We start from the raw sequence: 15,584 nt of genomic DNA, 5'->3' as shown, positions 1-15,584 counted from the left end.
GGCCGGTGCTTCGGGTGATCCGCCCGAAGCACCGGGTGCCGGGCTTCGCGGTCCTCTTCCCTGTCGCGCGCGGTTCTCCACCAGACGGGCGGTCCCGGACGGCCGCCGATGTCCCTCTTCCCTGTCGCGCGCGGTTCTCCATCCTCCGACCAGGACAGCGGCCGCGACCGGGTGCCGCTCGTCGGCTGGGCCCACGTCAGCCGTGTGGGGAGCTCTCGCCCCGCCCACCCGCACCCTCGGCTGGGTCGGCCGCTGAGTCCGGTCGCCGGGATGGGCGCGGCCCCGCGTTTCCGTCGCCGGGGACGCGGGACCGCAGGTTCGGCTTCGCGGGCCGTTGGGGGACTTCCCGGTGTCACACCCGCTGGTAGCGGAGCGAGGTGCGGCCGGAGCCGTCCGAGAAGATGTCGGCGCGGTAGGTCTGACCGACGCTGTTGACCCGCCGTACCTGGAGGCGGATCACGGTCTCCCGGTTCACGGTGATGCGCTCGCTGATCGGTGCCGTCGACTGCCTGGCGACGGGCCCGCTCAGCGGGGGCGTGTTCATGTGCGTGACCAGGCGCTCGCTCTGCGGTACCAGGGTGCCGTTGGTGACGTTCCAGAGCCGGGCCTGGACGGACGCGAGGAGGCGTGCGTTGCCGTCGCCGGCGACGCGTCCGCGGACGTCCGCGTCGAGGAGGTAGGTGCCGGGCCGGGGCAGCGTGACCACGACCGTGGTGTTCACCCACCGTCCCGAGGGGGTCCCCTGTAGGTTCAGGCTGCCTGGCCGCATGTGGTGGACGCCCCCGTCGGGGCCCTGCGCGGAGGCGGTGGTGGTGCTCTGCAGGCTGATCACGGCGCCGGCCAGACAGAGCAGGACGACCGCGATGACGGCGGAGAGCCGGTGTCGGACGACATGCATGTTTCCTCCCGGATTCAGGCCCGATGGACGGGCGCTGGCGTCAGAGTAGGAAACGCGCATGGAGGGCGTAGTCCCTCGAACGGGTGAAGAGAGCGCTTATCGGATAAGACTTCATATCAGGCGCACTACCGGCGTGTTGGAGACACGGCCCGCTCCCGTCCTGGGCTGCTCCGCGCCTGGGTGGCACTCTCCGCGCCGGCCGGCATCCTGCCGTTCACCCGGCGACGACGCCCCGCGCCGAAGGACCGCGGGCCTTCCCCTCAGGTCTGGCCGGAGCGGTGGCCGGCCGCGCGGCGGAGGGCGTCGCGGCAGGCGAGGATGGCGGGGTGCCGGCTGCCGCCCCGGCGTACGACGGTGGAGATGCGGCGCGTGCGCCGGCCGCGGGGCAGTGGGCGCAGGGGGACGGTCGGAGTCCGTCCGCTCCAGACGAGGTCGGGGAGGAAGGCCGCGGCGTGCTTCTGCTCGACCAGACGCTGGTGGAGCAGGACGTCGGTGGTCTCGAACCGCACGTCGGGTTCGAAGCCGGCGTCACGGCACAGGGTCACGGCCCAGTGCCGGGCGGCCGTGCCTTCCGGCTCCATCACCCAGGGGTGGTCGGCGAGCGAACGCAGCGCCGCCGTGGGGCCGTCGGTGTCAGGGGCGCCGGCCGGCGTCGGCAGGGCGAGGCGCAGAGGATCGTCGAGCAACTCCTCCTGCTCGAGTTCGGCGGGCCGCGGGTTGGGGTTGCCGGGGTATTCCTCGGCGAGGACGAGGTCGAAGTCCCGGGCCTGGAGCGCGGGCAGTGCCGCTTCCGGCTCCATGTGGGTGACGTGGACGCGCAGGTGCGGATGCCGGTCACGCAGCAGGCCGAGCGCGGTCGGAACCAGGGCCAGGGCGGCCGTCTGGAACGAGGCGATGCGCAGCGTGCCGGTCAGGTCGGTCAGAGAGGCGGCGATGTCCGCCTCCGCGCGTTCCAGGCGTTCGAGGACCGCCTCGGTGTGGGCGACGAGGATCTCGGCCTGCGCGGTCAGCCGCACCCGCCGCCCGACCGGCTCGAGAAGCCGGACGCCGACCTCGGCCTCCAGCTGGGAGAGCTGCTGGGAGACGGTCGAGGGGGCGTAGGAGAGGGCGGTGGCGACGGCCGCCAGGGTGCCCCGGTGCTTGAGTTCCCGCAGCAGACGCAGTCGATGCAGGTCGAACATGACAAGCGTGGCTCTCCTCGCCGTCCCGGACCGAACAGAACGCTCGGTTTCTCCGATGAATATAGGTCGGAAACATTCGCTGGACCGATCGCAGGGCGCACCGCACCCTGATCATGTGTCTGACAACGCTTCCCCTCGCCTCGCCCTGCCATGGTTCGTACGGCCCGAAGCCCGCGCCTGGCGGTGTGAACCCGCGCCCGCGAAGGCACGGGCCTTCCACTCCTCGCTGCCCGACTACGCCCGCACTCCACTGACGGAAGTCCCGTCCCTGGCGGCCGAGCTGGGAGTCGGACGGGTCTTCGTCAAGGACGAGTCGTGCCGACTGGGCCTCCCCGCGTTCAAGGCGCTGGGCGCGTCCTGGGCGATCCACCGGGTCCTCGCCGAGCGGGCCGCCGATGGCGCGGGGGAGGACCCGGTCACCCTGGTGACCGCCACCGACGGCAACCACGGCCGCGCGGTGGCCCGCATGGCACGCCGCCTCGGTCAGGACGCCCACGTCTTCGTCCCCCAGGGGGTGCATCCGCGGGCCGTGGCCGCCATCGTCGCCGAACAGGCGAAAGTCACCGAGGTCGCGGGGCCCTACGACGAGGCCGTACGCCTGGCGGCCGAGGAGGCCACCGCGCCGGGCACGGTCCTCGTCCAGGACACCGCCTGGCCGGGCTACGAGCGGATACCCGGGTGGATCGTCGAGGGCTACTCCACCCTCTGCGCCGAGGTGGACGAGCAACTGACGGCCGAGGGAGTCCCGGCCGGCCCCGACCTCGTCTCCATACCGGTGGGTGTGGGATCGCTGGCCCAGGCCGTGGTCACGCACTACCGCAGCCGCCCGGGCGGGCGGGCCCCGGCGCTGCTGTCCGTGGAACCGGAGGCAGCGCCCTGTGTCCTGGAGAGCCTCATCGCCGGCGAACCCGTCAGCGTCACCACGCGGCCGACCATCATGGCCGGGCTGAACTGCGGCGCCCCGTCCGGCATCGCCTGGCCCCGCCTGCGCGGCGGACTGGACGCCGCCGTCGCCGTCGCGGACCACGACAGCGCCCGCGCGGCCGGTGATCTGGCCGCCGCCGGTGTCCCCTCGGGCCCTTGCGGAGCCGCGGCGCTCGCCGGCCTGCGGGCGGTGCTCTCCGGCGCGGGCGCCGGGGTACGCCGTACGGCACTCGGGCTCGGGCCGGACTCGGTCGTCGTACTGCTGAGCACCGAGGGCACCGCGGCCAACCCGCACTCCGGGCCCGGTCACGCGCCGAACGGCTGATCCGGACTGCGACCGGCTGCTGTGTTCGGTCATGTGTTCAGAACGCCATGGGGCGCGGTCATTAAATATGACCTACTTGAGCGGAATCCTTTCCTCTTCGCCGCGACTGTTGGGGGAAATCGGTGAGGGTACATCACGAGAGATGGAATTTGCGGCAGACTCGCAGGGGGAAACATGACCAATCCGGAAGGGGACGGTCCGGGTCAGGAACTCGCCGTCGCCGATCGGCCGGTGGCCGTGGCGTGCGACGGCGGTGGCGAAGGGTATTGCGCGGGGCCGACCTTGAGCCGCGCCGAGCTTTTCACGCTCACCGGTGACGACGACAACAAGGACCACGACACCGGTATCTACATCACCGTCAAGACGAGTGACGAGAAGTCGCTGCTGGCCTCGATCAACAACGCGGACAGCTCCGGCAAGGACATGACCACGTACAACGACGACTCCCATCACATCGTCCCGCTCGTCGTCGAGGCGCCGGGCGCGCGGAAGTGGGAGTGCTCGGGCTTCCGGGTCCGCATGTGGATCAAGACGAACGGCAACGACAACTGGACCATCGACGTCGCCCGCGTCACGCTCTACTTCAGTGACGGCACCACACTGGTCGCCGAGAAATTCGGATTCAACCTGGACGGAGACGGCGCCACGGCCGAGTTCGCATCGCTGTAGGCGGGCGTTTTCCGCCGGTCGCCAGGGGAGTCTCTCGCCGGTGAGTGTTTCCGGAATGCGTTCCGAGGCTGGTCGAGCGGAAGGCATTCCGGAACGCCACCCCGGTCAGATGCCGATGTGGGGGGTTGTGGGGCTGAGGTAGTGGGCCGTCGTCCGGTCGCTGTGCGGGGCGAGCAGGTCCTGGAGTTCGTCCGCCGCGGTCTTGAGGAGGTGGCCGTCGCGGGTGGCGTGGAGCGTTTCCAGGACGAAGGCGACGTGTGTCGAGTCCTCGGTGACGCGGGTGCGGTGGGCGTCGCGGTGGTTCCAGTGGCGGGTCAGCACGCCGGTGGTGTCGGCGTAGATGATCTCGCCGGGCTTCGGGTTCTCGACCGTGTCGGGTTCGCCGAGCGGGGTGAACTCCTCGGCCCCTTCGGCGTGGCGGATGTCGACGTCTCCGGTGACGTGGTCGAGGTCGAAGGCGCCGGCGGGCAGGCCGTGGCGGACGGAGACGGCGTTGTAGGAGTCGACGGCCGGGTTGATCCGCGGCAGGCCGCCCTTCTTGGCCATGCGGCGGCCGAGCGCGTCGACGCTGGGCCGGATGCGACGGGGATTGGTGCCGAAGGAACGGTAGGCGGCGTGCCACGCCTCGATGCGCGGATCCGTCTCGTCGGCCGGCTGCCAGGTACCGGCGGCGAGTTGTTGCTCCAGGTCCGCCACGGCCGTGACGGTGGCGGGCCAGGGCTCGTGGCCGCGCAGGCCGGTGACGGTGACCACGGCGATGAGCGTGTCGGGGAACGCGTCGGCGACGGCGGGGCTGATGCGGAAGGCGGTCATGGGCGTGATCCTGTTTCGTGCGAGTGCGAGTGCGAGTGCGAGTGCGAGTGTGGGGTGCGGGGTGCGGGGAGCGACGGCCAGGGGCCGGGTCATGGGGTCCAGGTGCCGATGCGGCCCAGTCGGCGCAGTTGGTGTCGGGCGGCGGGTATGTCGAGGCCCTGGCCGCGGCGGGTGAGGCGGTCGGCGACGGCGGTGCGGTGCTCGACGGGCTTGTGGTCGTCGTACTTGAACTTGGCGCGTACGTCGACGACGTCCAGGCGCAGGCCGCGGATGCCGGGGAGCATCCGGCCGTACGGGGGTTCGCCGGGGTCGATGGGGGCGTGGTCGCCGTCGGGCTGGAAGTGGGCCATCTGGCGGCGCAGCAGGTCGGCCTTGGCCTCGGGGTCGTCGATGATGTGGGCCCGGCAGGTGAACTGGACGGCGGCGTAGTAGCTGGTGGGGACGGAGTCCGTGGGCGGGATGCCCGGCTTGGCGCGCCAGGGGCCGGGGACGAAGGCGTAGTCGCCGACGACGGTGAAGGTGACGTCCGGGTCGCGCTCGATCGCCTTCCAGACCGGGTTGGGGCGGGCGAGGTGGATCAGCAGACGGCCGTCGTCGGGGGCGAAGTGGGTGGGGACGACGACGGGCGGCAGGCCCGAGGGGCCGTTGACACAGAGCTGGCCGAAGTCATGGCCGTCGGCGATCCAGTTCTGCCATTCGGCGTCGTCCAGGGCGGCGTCCCAGGGCTGGATGAACATGCGCTTCTCCCTGTGGGAAGGGCGGGCGGGCGAGGGTGAGGGCGAGCGGGTCGGTGGGCGGGCGGGGAGAAAGGGGCCCTACAGCGACCCCGGGACCCTACGGCGGCCCGGGCGGCTCGGTCGCATATGGACGCGCCGAGGTGCTCGGCTGTCCCGGCGCCCGCACGGACCGGGTCCGGCGGCCGACCGGCGGCAAAGCGTTCACGAGACGATCCCTTACCATCAATGGAACGACTGAACCGTACAACGTACCGACCGGGGCGTGTCAATCGAACGACCGAGCGGTGCAGTGCAGTGCCCCATTGAGGAAGTGATCGGATGGCAGAGACCGAGGCGGCCCTGCGGACGCTCGCGCGCAACGTCCGGGCGGCCCGTACCCGCGCGGGTCTGTCGCTGGACGAACTCGGCCGGCGGGCCCAGGTCAGCAAGGGGGCCCTGGTCGCGCTGGAGAAGGCCCAGGGAAATCCGAACTTCGCCACTCTGGTACGGCTGGCCGACACCCTCGGTGTCTCCGTCTCCGCCCTGCTGGAGGGCCGCGCCGAAGGACGCGTACGCGTCGTGGCCGCCGGTGATCTGACCCCGCTGTGGACCGGAGCGCGGGGGAGTGAGGCCCGGCTCATGCTGACCACCCAGGGGCCGGCCCCCGTCGAGGTCTGGCGCTGGACGCTGGAACCGGGTGAGGAGTACCCGAGCCACCCCCACCAGGCCGGCGTCGTGGAGACCGTCAGTGTCACGTCCGGTCGGATGACGCTGATCGTGGACGGTGCCGAGCACCCCGTGGAGGCCGGGCAGACCGCCGCCTTCGACGGGGGCGTCCCCCACGCCTACCGGGGCGCGGGCACCGGGACCTGCCACCTGATCATGACCGTCCACCTTCCGCCCGGCCCCGGCTCCCCGTCCTGACCCGCGCCCCCATCTCCCACGGACAGGAGCTCGAAACCGGCCGTCGTCATGGAAATGCCCCGGCCGTGACGGGGGAATCACGGCCGGGGCGGTCGATGGTGGGCGCGGACGGCGGTCGCCTCGCGGCGAAAGGCTCCACAGGGCTTCAGCCGAACGATCGTCCCTGTGGGCGAATGGTGAGGCCCGGGGACACTGTCCCGTCCACACCCACGGCTTGTTCAACGGGCAACCATACGGGGGTGTTCCGTTCACTCGCGTGACCTGCGTCACGGCTTACGCCAGCGGGCTCCCGGCCAGCCGAGCCAGCAGGTCGGCGGGGTCGGCGTACACCGCCTCCGCCCCGGCCTCCTCCAGGTCCGCGCGGGGAATCCCGCCGCACAGCACCCCCACACACCGCACCCCGGCCTTGCCGCCCGCCCGCATGTCCCACACCGTGTCCCCGACGAACACCGCCCGCGAGGCCGGGACCCCGGCCAGCTCCAGGGCGTGCTCCACCGGCTCGGGGGCCGGCTTGCCCTCCTGGACGTCGTCGGAGCTGGCCGTGGCCGTGATGGCGTCGTCCGCGTCGATCGCCCGGCGCAGCGCGCCCAGCTCGGCGCCGCTCGCCGACGTGGCCAGGACCACCGCCCAGCCGTCCCCGCGCAGCCGCCGCAGCAGCTCCCCGGCGCCCGGCAGGGCGGGCAGCCGGTCGAAGTACTGGCCGTACAGCGCCGTGTGCGCGGCGCTCAGCTCGCCGTCCTGGTCCCGGTCGCGGCCGTCGCCGAGCAGGTGGGCGATCAGGTCCGTGGAGCCCAGGCCGACGGCCCGGTGCACGGCGTGCATGGGCACCTCGTGCCCCGCCTGGCGGAACGCCTCCCACCAGGTGACGACGTGGAGGTGGTTGGTGTCGACGAGGGTTCCGTCCACGTCGAAGACGGCGGCTCGTTCCATGCGGGGTTCCTTTCCTGGCGCTCGCTCCGGGGACGGACGGGTACCACGCGGGGGCGGTTCGGGAACCCGCTGTCCGCGCCCGGAACCCGCCGTGCGGGCCGGGACCCGGCGTGCGGGCCCGGAGGGGCGCCACGCCGGACGGGCCAGGAGGGCCACGCGGACGGGGTGTGGAGGGCACGACGGACGGGGCGGGAGGGGGGCGCGCCGGACGGGGCGGGTACCTGCCGCGCGGGCCAGGAGCGGTGCCGCGCCGGACGGGCCGGATGCCTGCCGCGCGGGCCGGCGCGGGATCATGCCGAGAGGGTCGGGAACCCTCGCGGCGACCAGGGCGGATAGCCCGCCGACCCCGGGTCAGGGGCCCGTCGCCCGGGACGGCAGGCGGCCCTCGTGGGTCCAGGCCAGCAGGTCCTCGGCCGGCCAGGTGGTCACCACCCGCCCGGGCGGCACCCCGCACTCCTCGGCCCGGGCGCAGCCGAGGATCTGCCAGTCCAGCTGGCCGGGGGCGTGCGCGTCGGTGTCGACCGCGAACAGCACCCCCGCCTCGACCGCCCGGCGCAGCAGCCGCCGCGGCGGGTCCAGCCGCTCCGGGCGGCTGTTGATCTCGACCGCCGTCCCCGACTCGGCGCACGCGGCGAACACCTCGTCCGCGTCGAACCGCGACTCCGGGCGCCCCCGCCCGGTGACCAGGCGCCCGGTGCAGTGCCCGAGGACGTCGGCGTGCGGATCACGTACGGCGGTGACCATGCGGCGGGTCATGGACCGGGCGTCCATCCGCAGCTTGGAGTGCACCGAGACCACGACCACGTCGAGCCGCTCCAGCAGCTCGGGCTCCTGGTCCAGCGAGCCGTCCTCCAGGATGTCGCACTCGATCCCGGTGAGCAGCCGGAACGGCGCCCAGCGCGCGTTCAGCTCCGCCACCACCGCCAGCTGCTCACGCAGCCGCTCGGCCGACAGGCCCCGGGCCACGGTGAGCCGGGGCGAGTGGTCGGTGAGCGCCGCCCACTCGTGCCCCAGCCCGGCGGCCGTCCGCCCCATCTCCTCGATCGGGCTGCCCCCGTCGGACCAGTCCGAGTGGGTGTGGCAGTCCCCGCGGATCAGCGCCCGCAGCCCGGCCCCCGGCCCCTCGGGCGGCGCCCCGGCCTCCTCCTCGAGACGGCGCAGATAACCGGGCACCTCACCGGCCAGCGCCTCCCGCACCACCTGCGCGGTCTTCGGCCCGACCCCCTTCAGCGACTCCAGCGTCCCGGCGGCGGCCCGCTCGGCCACCTCGTTCCCCGGCAGCGCGGCCAGCGCCCGGGCGGCGGTACGGAAGGCCCGTACCCGGTAGGTGGGCGCGAGCGCCCGCTCCAGCAGAAACGCGATCCGGTCGAGTGCGGCGACGGGTTCCATCCCACCAGGTTCACACCAGGGGGCGGGGGACCGCACGGGCACCCACGCGCCCCACTGTGCTCCCTCACCCCCGCGACGGTCCCGTTTGTCCACCCCGCCCCCGGGTACTGCCATGCCCACACTCACCGAGAGGAGGCCGGTCATGCCCCGAGCGGCCATCGTCACCGGCGCGGACTCCGGCATCGGCCGCGCCACCGCCGTACGCCTGGCCGAGGCGGGCCTGGACGTCGGGATCACCTGGCACACCGACGACAAGGGCGCCGAGGAGACGGCCGAGCGGGTCCGCGCGCACGGCCGCCGCGCCGCCGTGACCCGGCTGGACCTGACCCGGCTGCCCGAGGCCGCCGACACCGTGGACGAGCTGTGCGCGGAGCTGGGCCGGATCGACGTCCTGGTCAACAACGCGGGTACGGGCACGATGACGCCGTACCTCGACCTCACCCTGGAGGACGTGCGCCGGGTCCTGGACGTCGACCTCGTCGGCCCCTTCCTGCTGGGCCAGCGGGCCGCGCGCCGGATGATCGAGCAGGGTGACGGCGGCCGGATCGTCAATGTCACCTCGGTGCACGAGCACCAGCCCCGGGTCGGCGCGGCCCCGTACTGCGCGGCCAAGGGCGGGCTCGGCCTGCTCACCCAGGTGATGGCCCTGGAACTGGCCGAGCACGGCATCACGGTGAACGCGGTCGCGCCCGGTGAGATCGCCACCCCGATGACCGGCCAGGAGGACACCGACGTGCACACCGTGCGCCGGCCCGGCGTGCCGCTCGGCCGGCCCGGCGACGCCCGTGAGGTCGCCGCCGTGATCGCGTTCCTGGCGAGCCCCGACGCCTCGTACGTCACCGGCGCCTCCTGGAGCGCCGACGGCGGCATGCTGCGCATGGGCCCGCAGGCCGGATCCCATCTGACCAGTGACGACTGGCGCCGCCCATGACGGGCCGCCCCGGCCGCAGCCGCGTGCGGCCGGCCGCGGGGGTGCGGCCGGCCGTCGTGGACCGCCCGTCGGTCCGCCGAGCGTTCTAGGCTCTATTCCATGACCGAACAAGCAGCTCCCCACATCTCCCACCCGCGGATCCTGGTCCTCGGCGTGTGCCCGGGCAAGCCGGGTGAGCCGCCGTTCCGGATCATGGAGATCGACGGTCAGGTGGTCGGTGAGGCCAGGAACGTCACCGACGTCCTGGAGGCGGCGGCCTCCCACGGCATCACCATTCATGATCTCGACGATCCGGACGTGATCCGGTTCGTGGGCGGGGACAAGTACACCTGGCGGCCGCGTCGCTGAGCGGACCGTTCAGCCGACCGTCCACTTCTGGTTGGCGCCGCCCGTGCAGGTCCAGATCTGCAGCCGCGTACCGTTGGCCGAGTTGTTCCCGGTGACGTCGAGGCACTTGTCCGCCTGCGGGTTGACGATGTCGCGGGCCGCCGGGAGGGCCCACTTCTGGGCGGGGCTACCGTTGCAGTCCCACAGCTGGACGGGTGTGCCGTCGGCGGTGCCGCCGCCGCTGACGTCCAGGCACTTGCCGAGGGCCCGTAGCGTGCCGTCCGAGCCGACGGTCCACGCCTGCGCGTTCGTGCCGTTGCAGTCGTAGAGCTGGACCGGGGTGCCGTTCGCGGAGTTCGCGCCGGCCACGTCCACGCACTTGCCCGCCAGGCCCCGGATCGGCACCCCGGCGGCGCTGTCGCTCGTCGTCACCGACACCGAGTCCACCACCAGCGTCTGCGGGAACTGCGTGGAGCCGTCCGGGTCGCCGGGCCAGTAGCCGCCGACCGCGAGGTTCAGGATCAGGAAGAACGGCTTGTTGAACACCCAGGTCCGGCCGCCCAGATCGGCGGGCGTGCGGCGCTGGTAGACGTTCCCGTCCACCGACCAGGTGATCGAGTCGGGCGCCCAGTCGACGGCGAAGGTGTGGAAGGCGTCCGCGAAGGCCTGCCCGTTCGGCAGGGTGTAGCCCGCGCCTATGCCGCCCGAGCCGGAGTAGCCGGGGCCGTGGAGGGTGCCGTGCACGGTCGACGGTTCGAAGCCGACGTTCTCCATCACGTCGATCTCGCCCGAGTCCGGCCAGTTGACCGGGGTGCCGAGCATCCAGAACGCCGGCCACATGCCCTGCCCGCGCGGGATCTTCATGCGGGCCTCGACATGCCCGTACTGGGCGGTGAACTTGCCGGCGGTGTTCAGCCGGGCGGAGGTGTACTGGCAGCTGCCGTACCAGCACTGGTAGCCGGCCGGGTTCTCCTTGCGGGCCGTGATCACCAGATGGCCCTGGCCGTCCAGGGCCGCGTTCTTCGTGCCCGAGGTGTAGTACTGCCGCTCGTGGTTGTTGACGTTGTCGCCGGTCTCCAGCGTCCACTTGGAGCCGTCGACCGCCGCGCCCGCGGGCCCGTCGAAGGTGTCGGAGAAGGTGGTGACGGCCGCGGCCGCCGGGGCGGCGCTCTCGGCGCGCGCCGGGCCGACGGCGGCGGAGCCGATCAGCGCCGCGGACAGGGCGGCGAGGAGACATCTGCGGAGCAGGCGTGGGGAGGCCATGGCTCTCCGTTTCTCGTGGGGGTGGTCGTGGAGGACGCCGTGGGGATGCGTGTCTTGATTTAAGGGGTGAGATAAGGGGCCGTCAATACTCTGGTACGGACCAGCTGTCGGCCCTGACCGTACGGACCCCTCGGCCGTCCCGGCGGCAACTTCCCGGTCCGGCACGCCGGTTGCCCGGCCGGACCCGCCCGGGTTTCCGTTCCCGCCTCCGGGGCACTCCGGGTGCGGACCCGCGCGCCGCCGCTCCCGCGCGGGTCCCGCGGTGCTTGGATGCCCCCAGCGGCATTCCGGGCACATCGCCGCGAATCCCTGCGCGACGCACCGAGGAGGTGCCGCATGAACCGCCGTACGGCCCCCCGCGCGGTCCTCCTGGCCGCCGGCGAACTCCTGGCCTGGTGGGCGGCGCTGGCACTGCTGTGGCTGGTGCTCATCACGACCGTCGACACCCTGGAGCGGATCGTCGGGGCGAGCTGCGCCGCCGTGGGCGCGGTGCTGGCCCGGGCCGGCCGGCGGGCGGTGACCTGGCGGTGAACGGCTGGAACCTCGCGGCGGCCGTCCTGCTCGGCGCGGGCGGGGCCGCCGCGCTGTGGGGCGTGACCACCGGCCCGCCGGCCCGCCGGGTGATCGCTCAGAACATGACCACCTCCGCCGTCTGCCCGGCCCTGCTGCTCCTCGCCCAGGGCTACGGCCGCCCCGCCTACGTCGACCTCGCCCTGCTGCTCTCCCTGCTCGGCCCGGTCGGCACGCTGGTCTTCGCCCGGCTGTTCTCCGACGACCTGTCCGAGGGGTGCCCGGGCGCCTGGGGGCTGACCTGGACGGCGGTGGGGGCCGGCGCGGTCGTCGTGATCGTGCTGTGCGTGGCCGTCGGTCCCGGCCGCGCCCTGGTCAAACTGCTGCTGACCGGTGCCCTGTTGACCGGCGGCAACATCATCGCCTCCCGGGCGCTGGCCGGCGGATTCCGGGGGGTGCGGGGTGGCTGACGCGCTGATCGGCCTCGCCCTGCTGCTCGTCGCCGCCTCCGCCACCGCGGCCGTGGCCCAGCGCGACCCCGCCCGCCAGGCGCTGGTGCTGTCCTTCATGGGCGTGCTGCTGGCCGCGCTGTTCACCGTGCTCCAGGCCCCGGACGTCGGCCTGTCCCAGCTCGCCGTCGGCTCGGCCCTCACCCCGCTGCTGATCATGCTGTCGGTCCGCAAGGTGAGACGGCGGGGCCGCGCGAAGAAGGAGGCGAAGTGAAGCGGCTGCGGGGCCGTGCGGGGAAGGAGCGGCTGCGGGCGTGCGCGGAGGGAGCCGAAGCGAACCGGCTGCGGCGGCGTGCGGAGAGGGAGCCGAAGTGAAGCGGCTGCGGCGGTGTGCGGAGGGGGAGCCGAAGTGAACCGGCTGCGGCGGGGTGCGGAGAGGGAGTCCGAGTGAACCGGCTGCGGCTGTGGTTGCTGGCCGTGGGCGGCGCAGGGCTCGCCGCCCTGCTCGTCGCCGCCTGCCTCGAACTGCCCGGATTCGGCGGCGACCGCCACCCGTACGGCGACCGGGCCGTCCACGCCTCCCTCCTGCGGCACACCGCCAACACCGTCGCCTCCGTCAACTTCGACCAGCGCGCCTACGACACCCTCGGCGAGATGAGCATCCTGTTCGCCGCCGTCCTCGGCTGCGTGGTGCTGCTGCGCCAGGCCCGCGACGAGCACCGCGCCCCGCCCGAACCCGCCGAGGTGGCCCGCCCGGTCCGCCGCTACGCCCTGCTCGTGCTGCCCGTCGCCCTGGTCACCGGCCTCTACGTCATCGCCCACGGCCAGCTCAGCCCCGGCGGCGGCTTCCAGGGCGGGGTCGTCGCCGCGACCGCCCTGCACCTGCTCTACCTCGGCGCCGACTACGGCGCGCTGGAACGCGTCCGCCCGCTCGGCGTCTACCAGACCACCGACGCGCTCGCCGTCGGCGCCTACCTCGTGATGGGCCTCGCCCCGGTCCTGGCCGGCACCGCCTTCCTGGCCAACACGCTGCTGCCGTACGGCACGTTCGGCACGCTGTCCTCCGGCGGCGCCGTCCCGCTGCTGAACGCGGCCATCGGCATGGAGGTGGCGAGCGCGGCCGTCGTGCTGCTCGCCCACTTCCTGGACCAGGCCGTCGAGATCGAGGAGGAGCACGGCAGGTGAACACCGCGGACGAAACGGAGAGGCGCACACCGTGATGCACGTCCTGCCGTACCTGGTCGCCGTCCATCTCTTCCTGACCGGCTGCTACGGCCTGGCCACCAGCCGCAACCTCATCCACGCCGTGGGCTGTCTCGCGGTGTGCCAGTCCGCCACCTACGTCCTGCTGCTCGCGGTCGGCTACCGCGACGGCGGCACCGCGCCCGTCTTCTCCGACGTCCGGCCCGGCTCCCGCCCGGTGGTCGACCCGGTGGTGCAGGCCCTCACCCTCACCGACATCGTCGTGGGCGCCACCGTCACCGCGCTGCTGCTCGCCCTCGTGCTGCAGATCGCCAAGCGGCACGGCACGGTCGACCCCGACGAACTGCGGGAGCTGCGCGGCTGATGCGCCATCTGCTCCCGCTGCTCGTCGCCCTCCCCCTGCTCGGCGCCGCCCTGCTGGCGGCCACCGGCCGCCGGCTGCCCCGGATCGCCGTCGAGATCACCGGGTTCGTGGTCTGCGGAGGCACCGCCGCCCTCGCCCTCGTCCTGCTGCTGAACTCATCCCCGCCGATGACCGAATGGGTCGGCGCCTGGCCGCCCGCCGGCCGGGAGAGCGTCGGCATCCTCGTCGTCGGGGACGGCCCGGCCCTCGGCATGGCCACGCTGGCCTCGCTGCTCACCCTCGCCGCGCTCGCCTACTCCTGGCGCTACTTCGACGCGCCTCCGCACGGCCTCACCGGCGCGTTCACCGCGCTGATGCTGGTCTTCCAGGGCGCCATGTGCGGATTCGCCCTCGCCGGCGACCTGTTCAACGCCTTCGTGTTCTTCGAGTTGATGAGCGTGGTGGCGTACGCCCTGACCGGCTACCGCATCGACGAGGCCAAGGCCGTCCAGGGCGCGCTCACCTTCGGCATCGTCAACTCCCTCGGAGCGTACGCCTTGTTGATGGGCATCGCCCTGCTGTACGCCCGCACCGGCGAACTGGCCATGGCGAGGATCGGCCACGGCCTCGACGCGGCCGGACCCGGCGGACCGGACGCGCTGGTCCTAACCTCCTTCGTGCTGGTGCTCACCGGACTGCTGGTCAAGGCGGCGGCCGTGCCCTTCCACTTCTGGCTGCCCGACGCGCACGCCGTCGCCCCCACCCCGGTCTGCATGCTGCTGTCCGGCGTCATGGTCGAACTCGGCGCCTACGGCGTGTGGCGGGTGTACGGCACCGTCTTCGCCGGACCCGGCGGCATCCCCGCCGCCGACCTGACCCGGGTGCTGGTGACCCTCGGTGCCCTCACCGCCGTGACCGGCGCCGTCATGTGCTGGTACCAACGGCACATCAAACGACTCCTCGCCTACTCCACGGTCGCCCACACCGGACTGTTCCTCGTCGGCCTCGGCGTGCTCACCCCCGAGGCCGACGACGGCGTCGCCCTCTACCTCCTCGGGCACGCCGGGGTGAAGGCCGCGCTGTTCGCCTGCGCGGGCGCCCTGCTGGACCGGTTCGGCAGCGTCGACGAGCACTCCCTGCACGGCCGGGGCCGGCCGCTGCGCGCGACCGGGGTGATGTGCGCCGTCGGCGCCCTGGGCCTGGCCGGGCTGCCGCCGTTCGGCACCGCGCTCGGCAAGGCGGTCACCGAGGAAGCGGTCGGCGGCCCGCTCACGGTGGTGTACGTGGCCGCCTCCGCGATCACCGCGGGCGCGGTGCTGCGGGTCACCGCCCGGGTCTTCCTCGGCCTAGGGCCGCGCCCCCGGGACGCGGAGTACGAGACCAGCGGCTCGGACGAGGAGCCCGAGACCACCGGCCTGCTGAGCCGGATCCCGGACACCATGACGACCGTGCCCGCCGTGCTGCTCGCCGCCGCCCTCGCGGTGGGCGTGTCTCCCGGTTTCGGCACGCTGGTGGCCCGCTCCGTCGGCCGGGCCGGCCCGGGCGACGCGCACGCCGCCGTGCACTGGACCGCGCACGGCGTGTTGCTGGGCGTGGCCTCCACCGTGCTGGCCGTGGCGCTGGCCGGCCTCGCCGTCACCCGCCCGGACCGGACCGCCGCGCCCGGCTGGGCCGCGCCCCTCAGACGCCTGCAGTCCGGGCACGTCGGTGACTACGTGGCCTGGCTGCTGGTGGGCACGACCGTGCTGGGGGCGCTGGCCCTGCCGGGAGTTCTCGGGTACTGAGCCAC

General features: G+C 73.3%; 18 protein-coding genes. 11 read left to right on the top strand and 7 right to left on the bottom strand.

Annotated features, from left to right (window positions below; all coding sequences use genetic code 11):
• Positions 1-352: 352 nt before the first annotated feature.
• A complete protein-coding gene (locus Srubr_RS16040) occupies positions 353-898 on the bottom strand; it encodes a hypothetical protein (protein WP_189989027.1) in 546 nt (181 codons plus the stop codon).
• Positions 899-1,158: 260 nt separating this feature from the next.
• Complete coding sequence (locus Srubr_RS16035; RefSeq protein WP_189989025.1) at positions 1,159-2,079, bottom strand: LysR family transcriptional regulator; 921 nt, start codon at positions 2,077-2,079, stop codon at positions 1,159-1,161.
• A gap of 115 nt (positions 2,080-2,194) precedes the next feature.
• Here Srubr_RS16035 and Srubr_RS16030 point away from each other — a divergent pair, with 115 nt between their 5' ends.
• Entirely contained in the window at positions 2,195-3,328 is a 1,134-nt protein-coding gene (locus Srubr_RS16030) for a diaminopropionate ammonia-lyase (RefSeq protein ID WP_229926386.1), read from the top strand.
• A gap of 174 nt (positions 3,329-3,502) precedes the next feature.
• A complete protein-coding gene (locus Srubr_RS16025; RefSeq protein ID WP_229926385.1) occupies positions 3,503-3,997 on the top strand; it encodes a hypothetical protein in 495 nt (164 codons plus the stop codon).
• A gap of 105 nt (positions 3,998-4,102) precedes the next feature.
• Here Srubr_RS16025 and Srubr_RS16020 read toward each other — a convergent pair whose 3' ends face one another.
• Together Srubr_RS16020 and Srubr_RS16015 are read right to left on the bottom strand one after the other, a co-directional pair.
• The gene (locus tag Srubr_RS16020) at positions 4,103-4,810 is read right to left on the bottom strand and encodes a B3/B4 domain-containing protein (protein ID WP_189989021.1); all 708 of its coding nucleotides are present in this window, start codon (positions 4,808-4,810) and stop codon (positions 4,103-4,105) included.
• Positions 4,811-4,899: 89 nt separating this feature from the next.
• Positions 4,900-5,547 carry an FMN-binding negative transcriptional regulator gene (locus Srubr_RS16015; protein WP_189989019.1) on the bottom strand — a complete coding sequence of 216 codons (648 nt, stop codon included), beginning with the start codon at positions 5,545-5,547 and terminating at the stop codon, positions 4,900-4,902.
• A 318-nt stretch (positions 5,548-5,865) separates the two neighbouring features.
• Here Srubr_RS16015 and Srubr_RS16010 point away from each other — a divergent pair, with 318 nt between their 5' ends.
• On the top strand, positions 5,866-6,450 hold the full coding sequence (locus Srubr_RS16010) for a helix-turn-helix domain-containing protein (protein ID WP_189989017.1): 585 nt from the start codon (positions 5,866-5,868) through the stop codon (positions 6,448-6,450).
• Positions 6,451-6,723: 273 nt separating this feature from the next.
• Here the strand turns inward: Srubr_RS16010 and Srubr_RS16005 are convergent, their stop codons facing one another.
• Positions 6,724-7,380 (bottom strand): HAD family hydrolase, encoded by a 657-nt coding sequence (locus Srubr_RS16005; protein WP_189989016.1) that lies wholly within the window; start codon positions 7,378-7,380, stop codon positions 6,724-6,726.
• Positions 7,381-7,731: 351 nt separating this feature from the next.
• Complete coding sequence (locus Srubr_RS16000) at positions 7,732-8,769, bottom strand: PHP domain-containing protein (RefSeq protein ID WP_189989013.1); 1,038 nt, start codon at positions 8,767-8,769, stop codon at positions 7,732-7,734.
• Between the two features lie 142 nt (positions 8,770-8,911).
• On the opposite strand from Srubr_RS16000, the gene Srubr_RS15995 reads away from it, so the two are divergent.
• Both Srubr_RS15995 and Srubr_RS15990 read left to right on the top strand, forming a co-directional pair.
• Positions 8,912-9,700, top strand: a complete 789-nt coding sequence (locus Srubr_RS15995) for an SDR family oxidoreductase (RefSeq protein ID WP_189989011.1) — start codon at positions 8,912-8,914, stop codon at positions 9,698-9,700.
• A gap of 99 nt (positions 9,701-9,799) precedes the next feature.
• Positions 9,800-10,048, top strand: a complete 249-nt coding sequence (locus Srubr_RS15990) for a hypothetical protein (protein WP_189989009.1) — start codon at positions 9,800-9,802, stop codon at positions 10,046-10,048.
• A 9-nt stretch (positions 10,049-10,057) separates the two neighbouring features.
• Here the strand turns inward: Srubr_RS15990 and Srubr_RS15985 are convergent, their stop codons facing one another.
• On the bottom strand, positions 10,058-11,290 hold the full coding sequence (locus Srubr_RS15985; protein WP_189989008.1) for a glycoside hydrolase family 16 protein: 1,233 nt from the start codon (positions 11,288-11,290) through the stop codon (positions 10,058-10,060).
• Positions 11,291-11,626: 336 nt separating this feature from the next.
• Between Srubr_RS15985 and Srubr_RS15980 the strand changes: the two genes are divergently transcribed.
• The 6 genes from Srubr_RS15980 (at position 11,627) to Srubr_RS15955 (ending at position 15,579) form a co-directional block, all read left to right on the top strand.
• Positions 11,627-11,821 carry a hypothetical protein gene (locus Srubr_RS15980; RefSeq protein WP_189989006.1) on the top strand — a complete coding sequence of 65 codons (195 nt, stop codon included), beginning with the start codon at positions 11,627-11,629 and terminating at the stop codon, positions 11,819-11,821.
• Complete coding sequence (locus Srubr_RS15975; RefSeq protein ID WP_189989004.1) at positions 11,818-12,270, top strand: MrpF/PhaF family protein; 453 nt, start codon at positions 11,818-11,820, stop codon at positions 12,268-12,270. The genes Srubr_RS15980 and Srubr_RS15975 overlap by 4 nt, the downstream gene beginning before the upstream one ends.
• On the top strand, positions 12,263-12,523 hold the full coding sequence (locus Srubr_RS15970) for a Na(+)/H(+) antiporter subunit B (RefSeq protein WP_189989001.1): 261 nt from the start codon (positions 12,263-12,265) through the stop codon (positions 12,521-12,523). Before Srubr_RS15975 ends, Srubr_RS15970 begins: the two co-directional genes overlap by 8 nt.
• Positions 12,524-12,696: 173 nt before the next feature.
• On the top strand, positions 12,697-13,434 hold the full coding sequence (locus Srubr_RS15965) for an MnhB domain-containing protein (protein ID WP_189988999.1): 738 nt from the start codon (positions 12,697-12,699) through the stop codon (positions 13,432-13,434).
• Between the two features lie 34 nt (positions 13,435-13,468).
• Positions 13,469-13,816 (top strand): sodium:proton antiporter, encoded by a 348-nt coding sequence (locus Srubr_RS15960; RefSeq protein WP_189989793.1) that lies wholly within the window; start codon positions 13,469-13,471, stop codon positions 13,814-13,816.
• A complete protein-coding gene (locus Srubr_RS15955) occupies positions 13,816-15,579 on the top strand; it encodes a complex I subunit 5 family protein (RefSeq protein WP_189988997.1) in 1,764 nt (587 codons plus the stop codon). The genes Srubr_RS15960 and Srubr_RS15955 overlap by 1 nt, the downstream gene beginning before the upstream one ends.
• Positions 15,580-15,584: the final 5 nt, after the last annotated feature.

Origin of the sequence: Streptomyces rubradiris (assembly GCF_016860525.1) — a bacterium.
In the GTDB taxonomy this organism is placed as follows: Bacteria; Actinomycetota; Actinomycetes; order Streptomycetales; family Streptomycetaceae; genus Streptomyces; species Streptomyces rubradiris.
The sequence above is the reverse complement of the archived record's forward strand: the minus strand, read 5'-3'. Positions and strand labels throughout refer to the sequence as shown.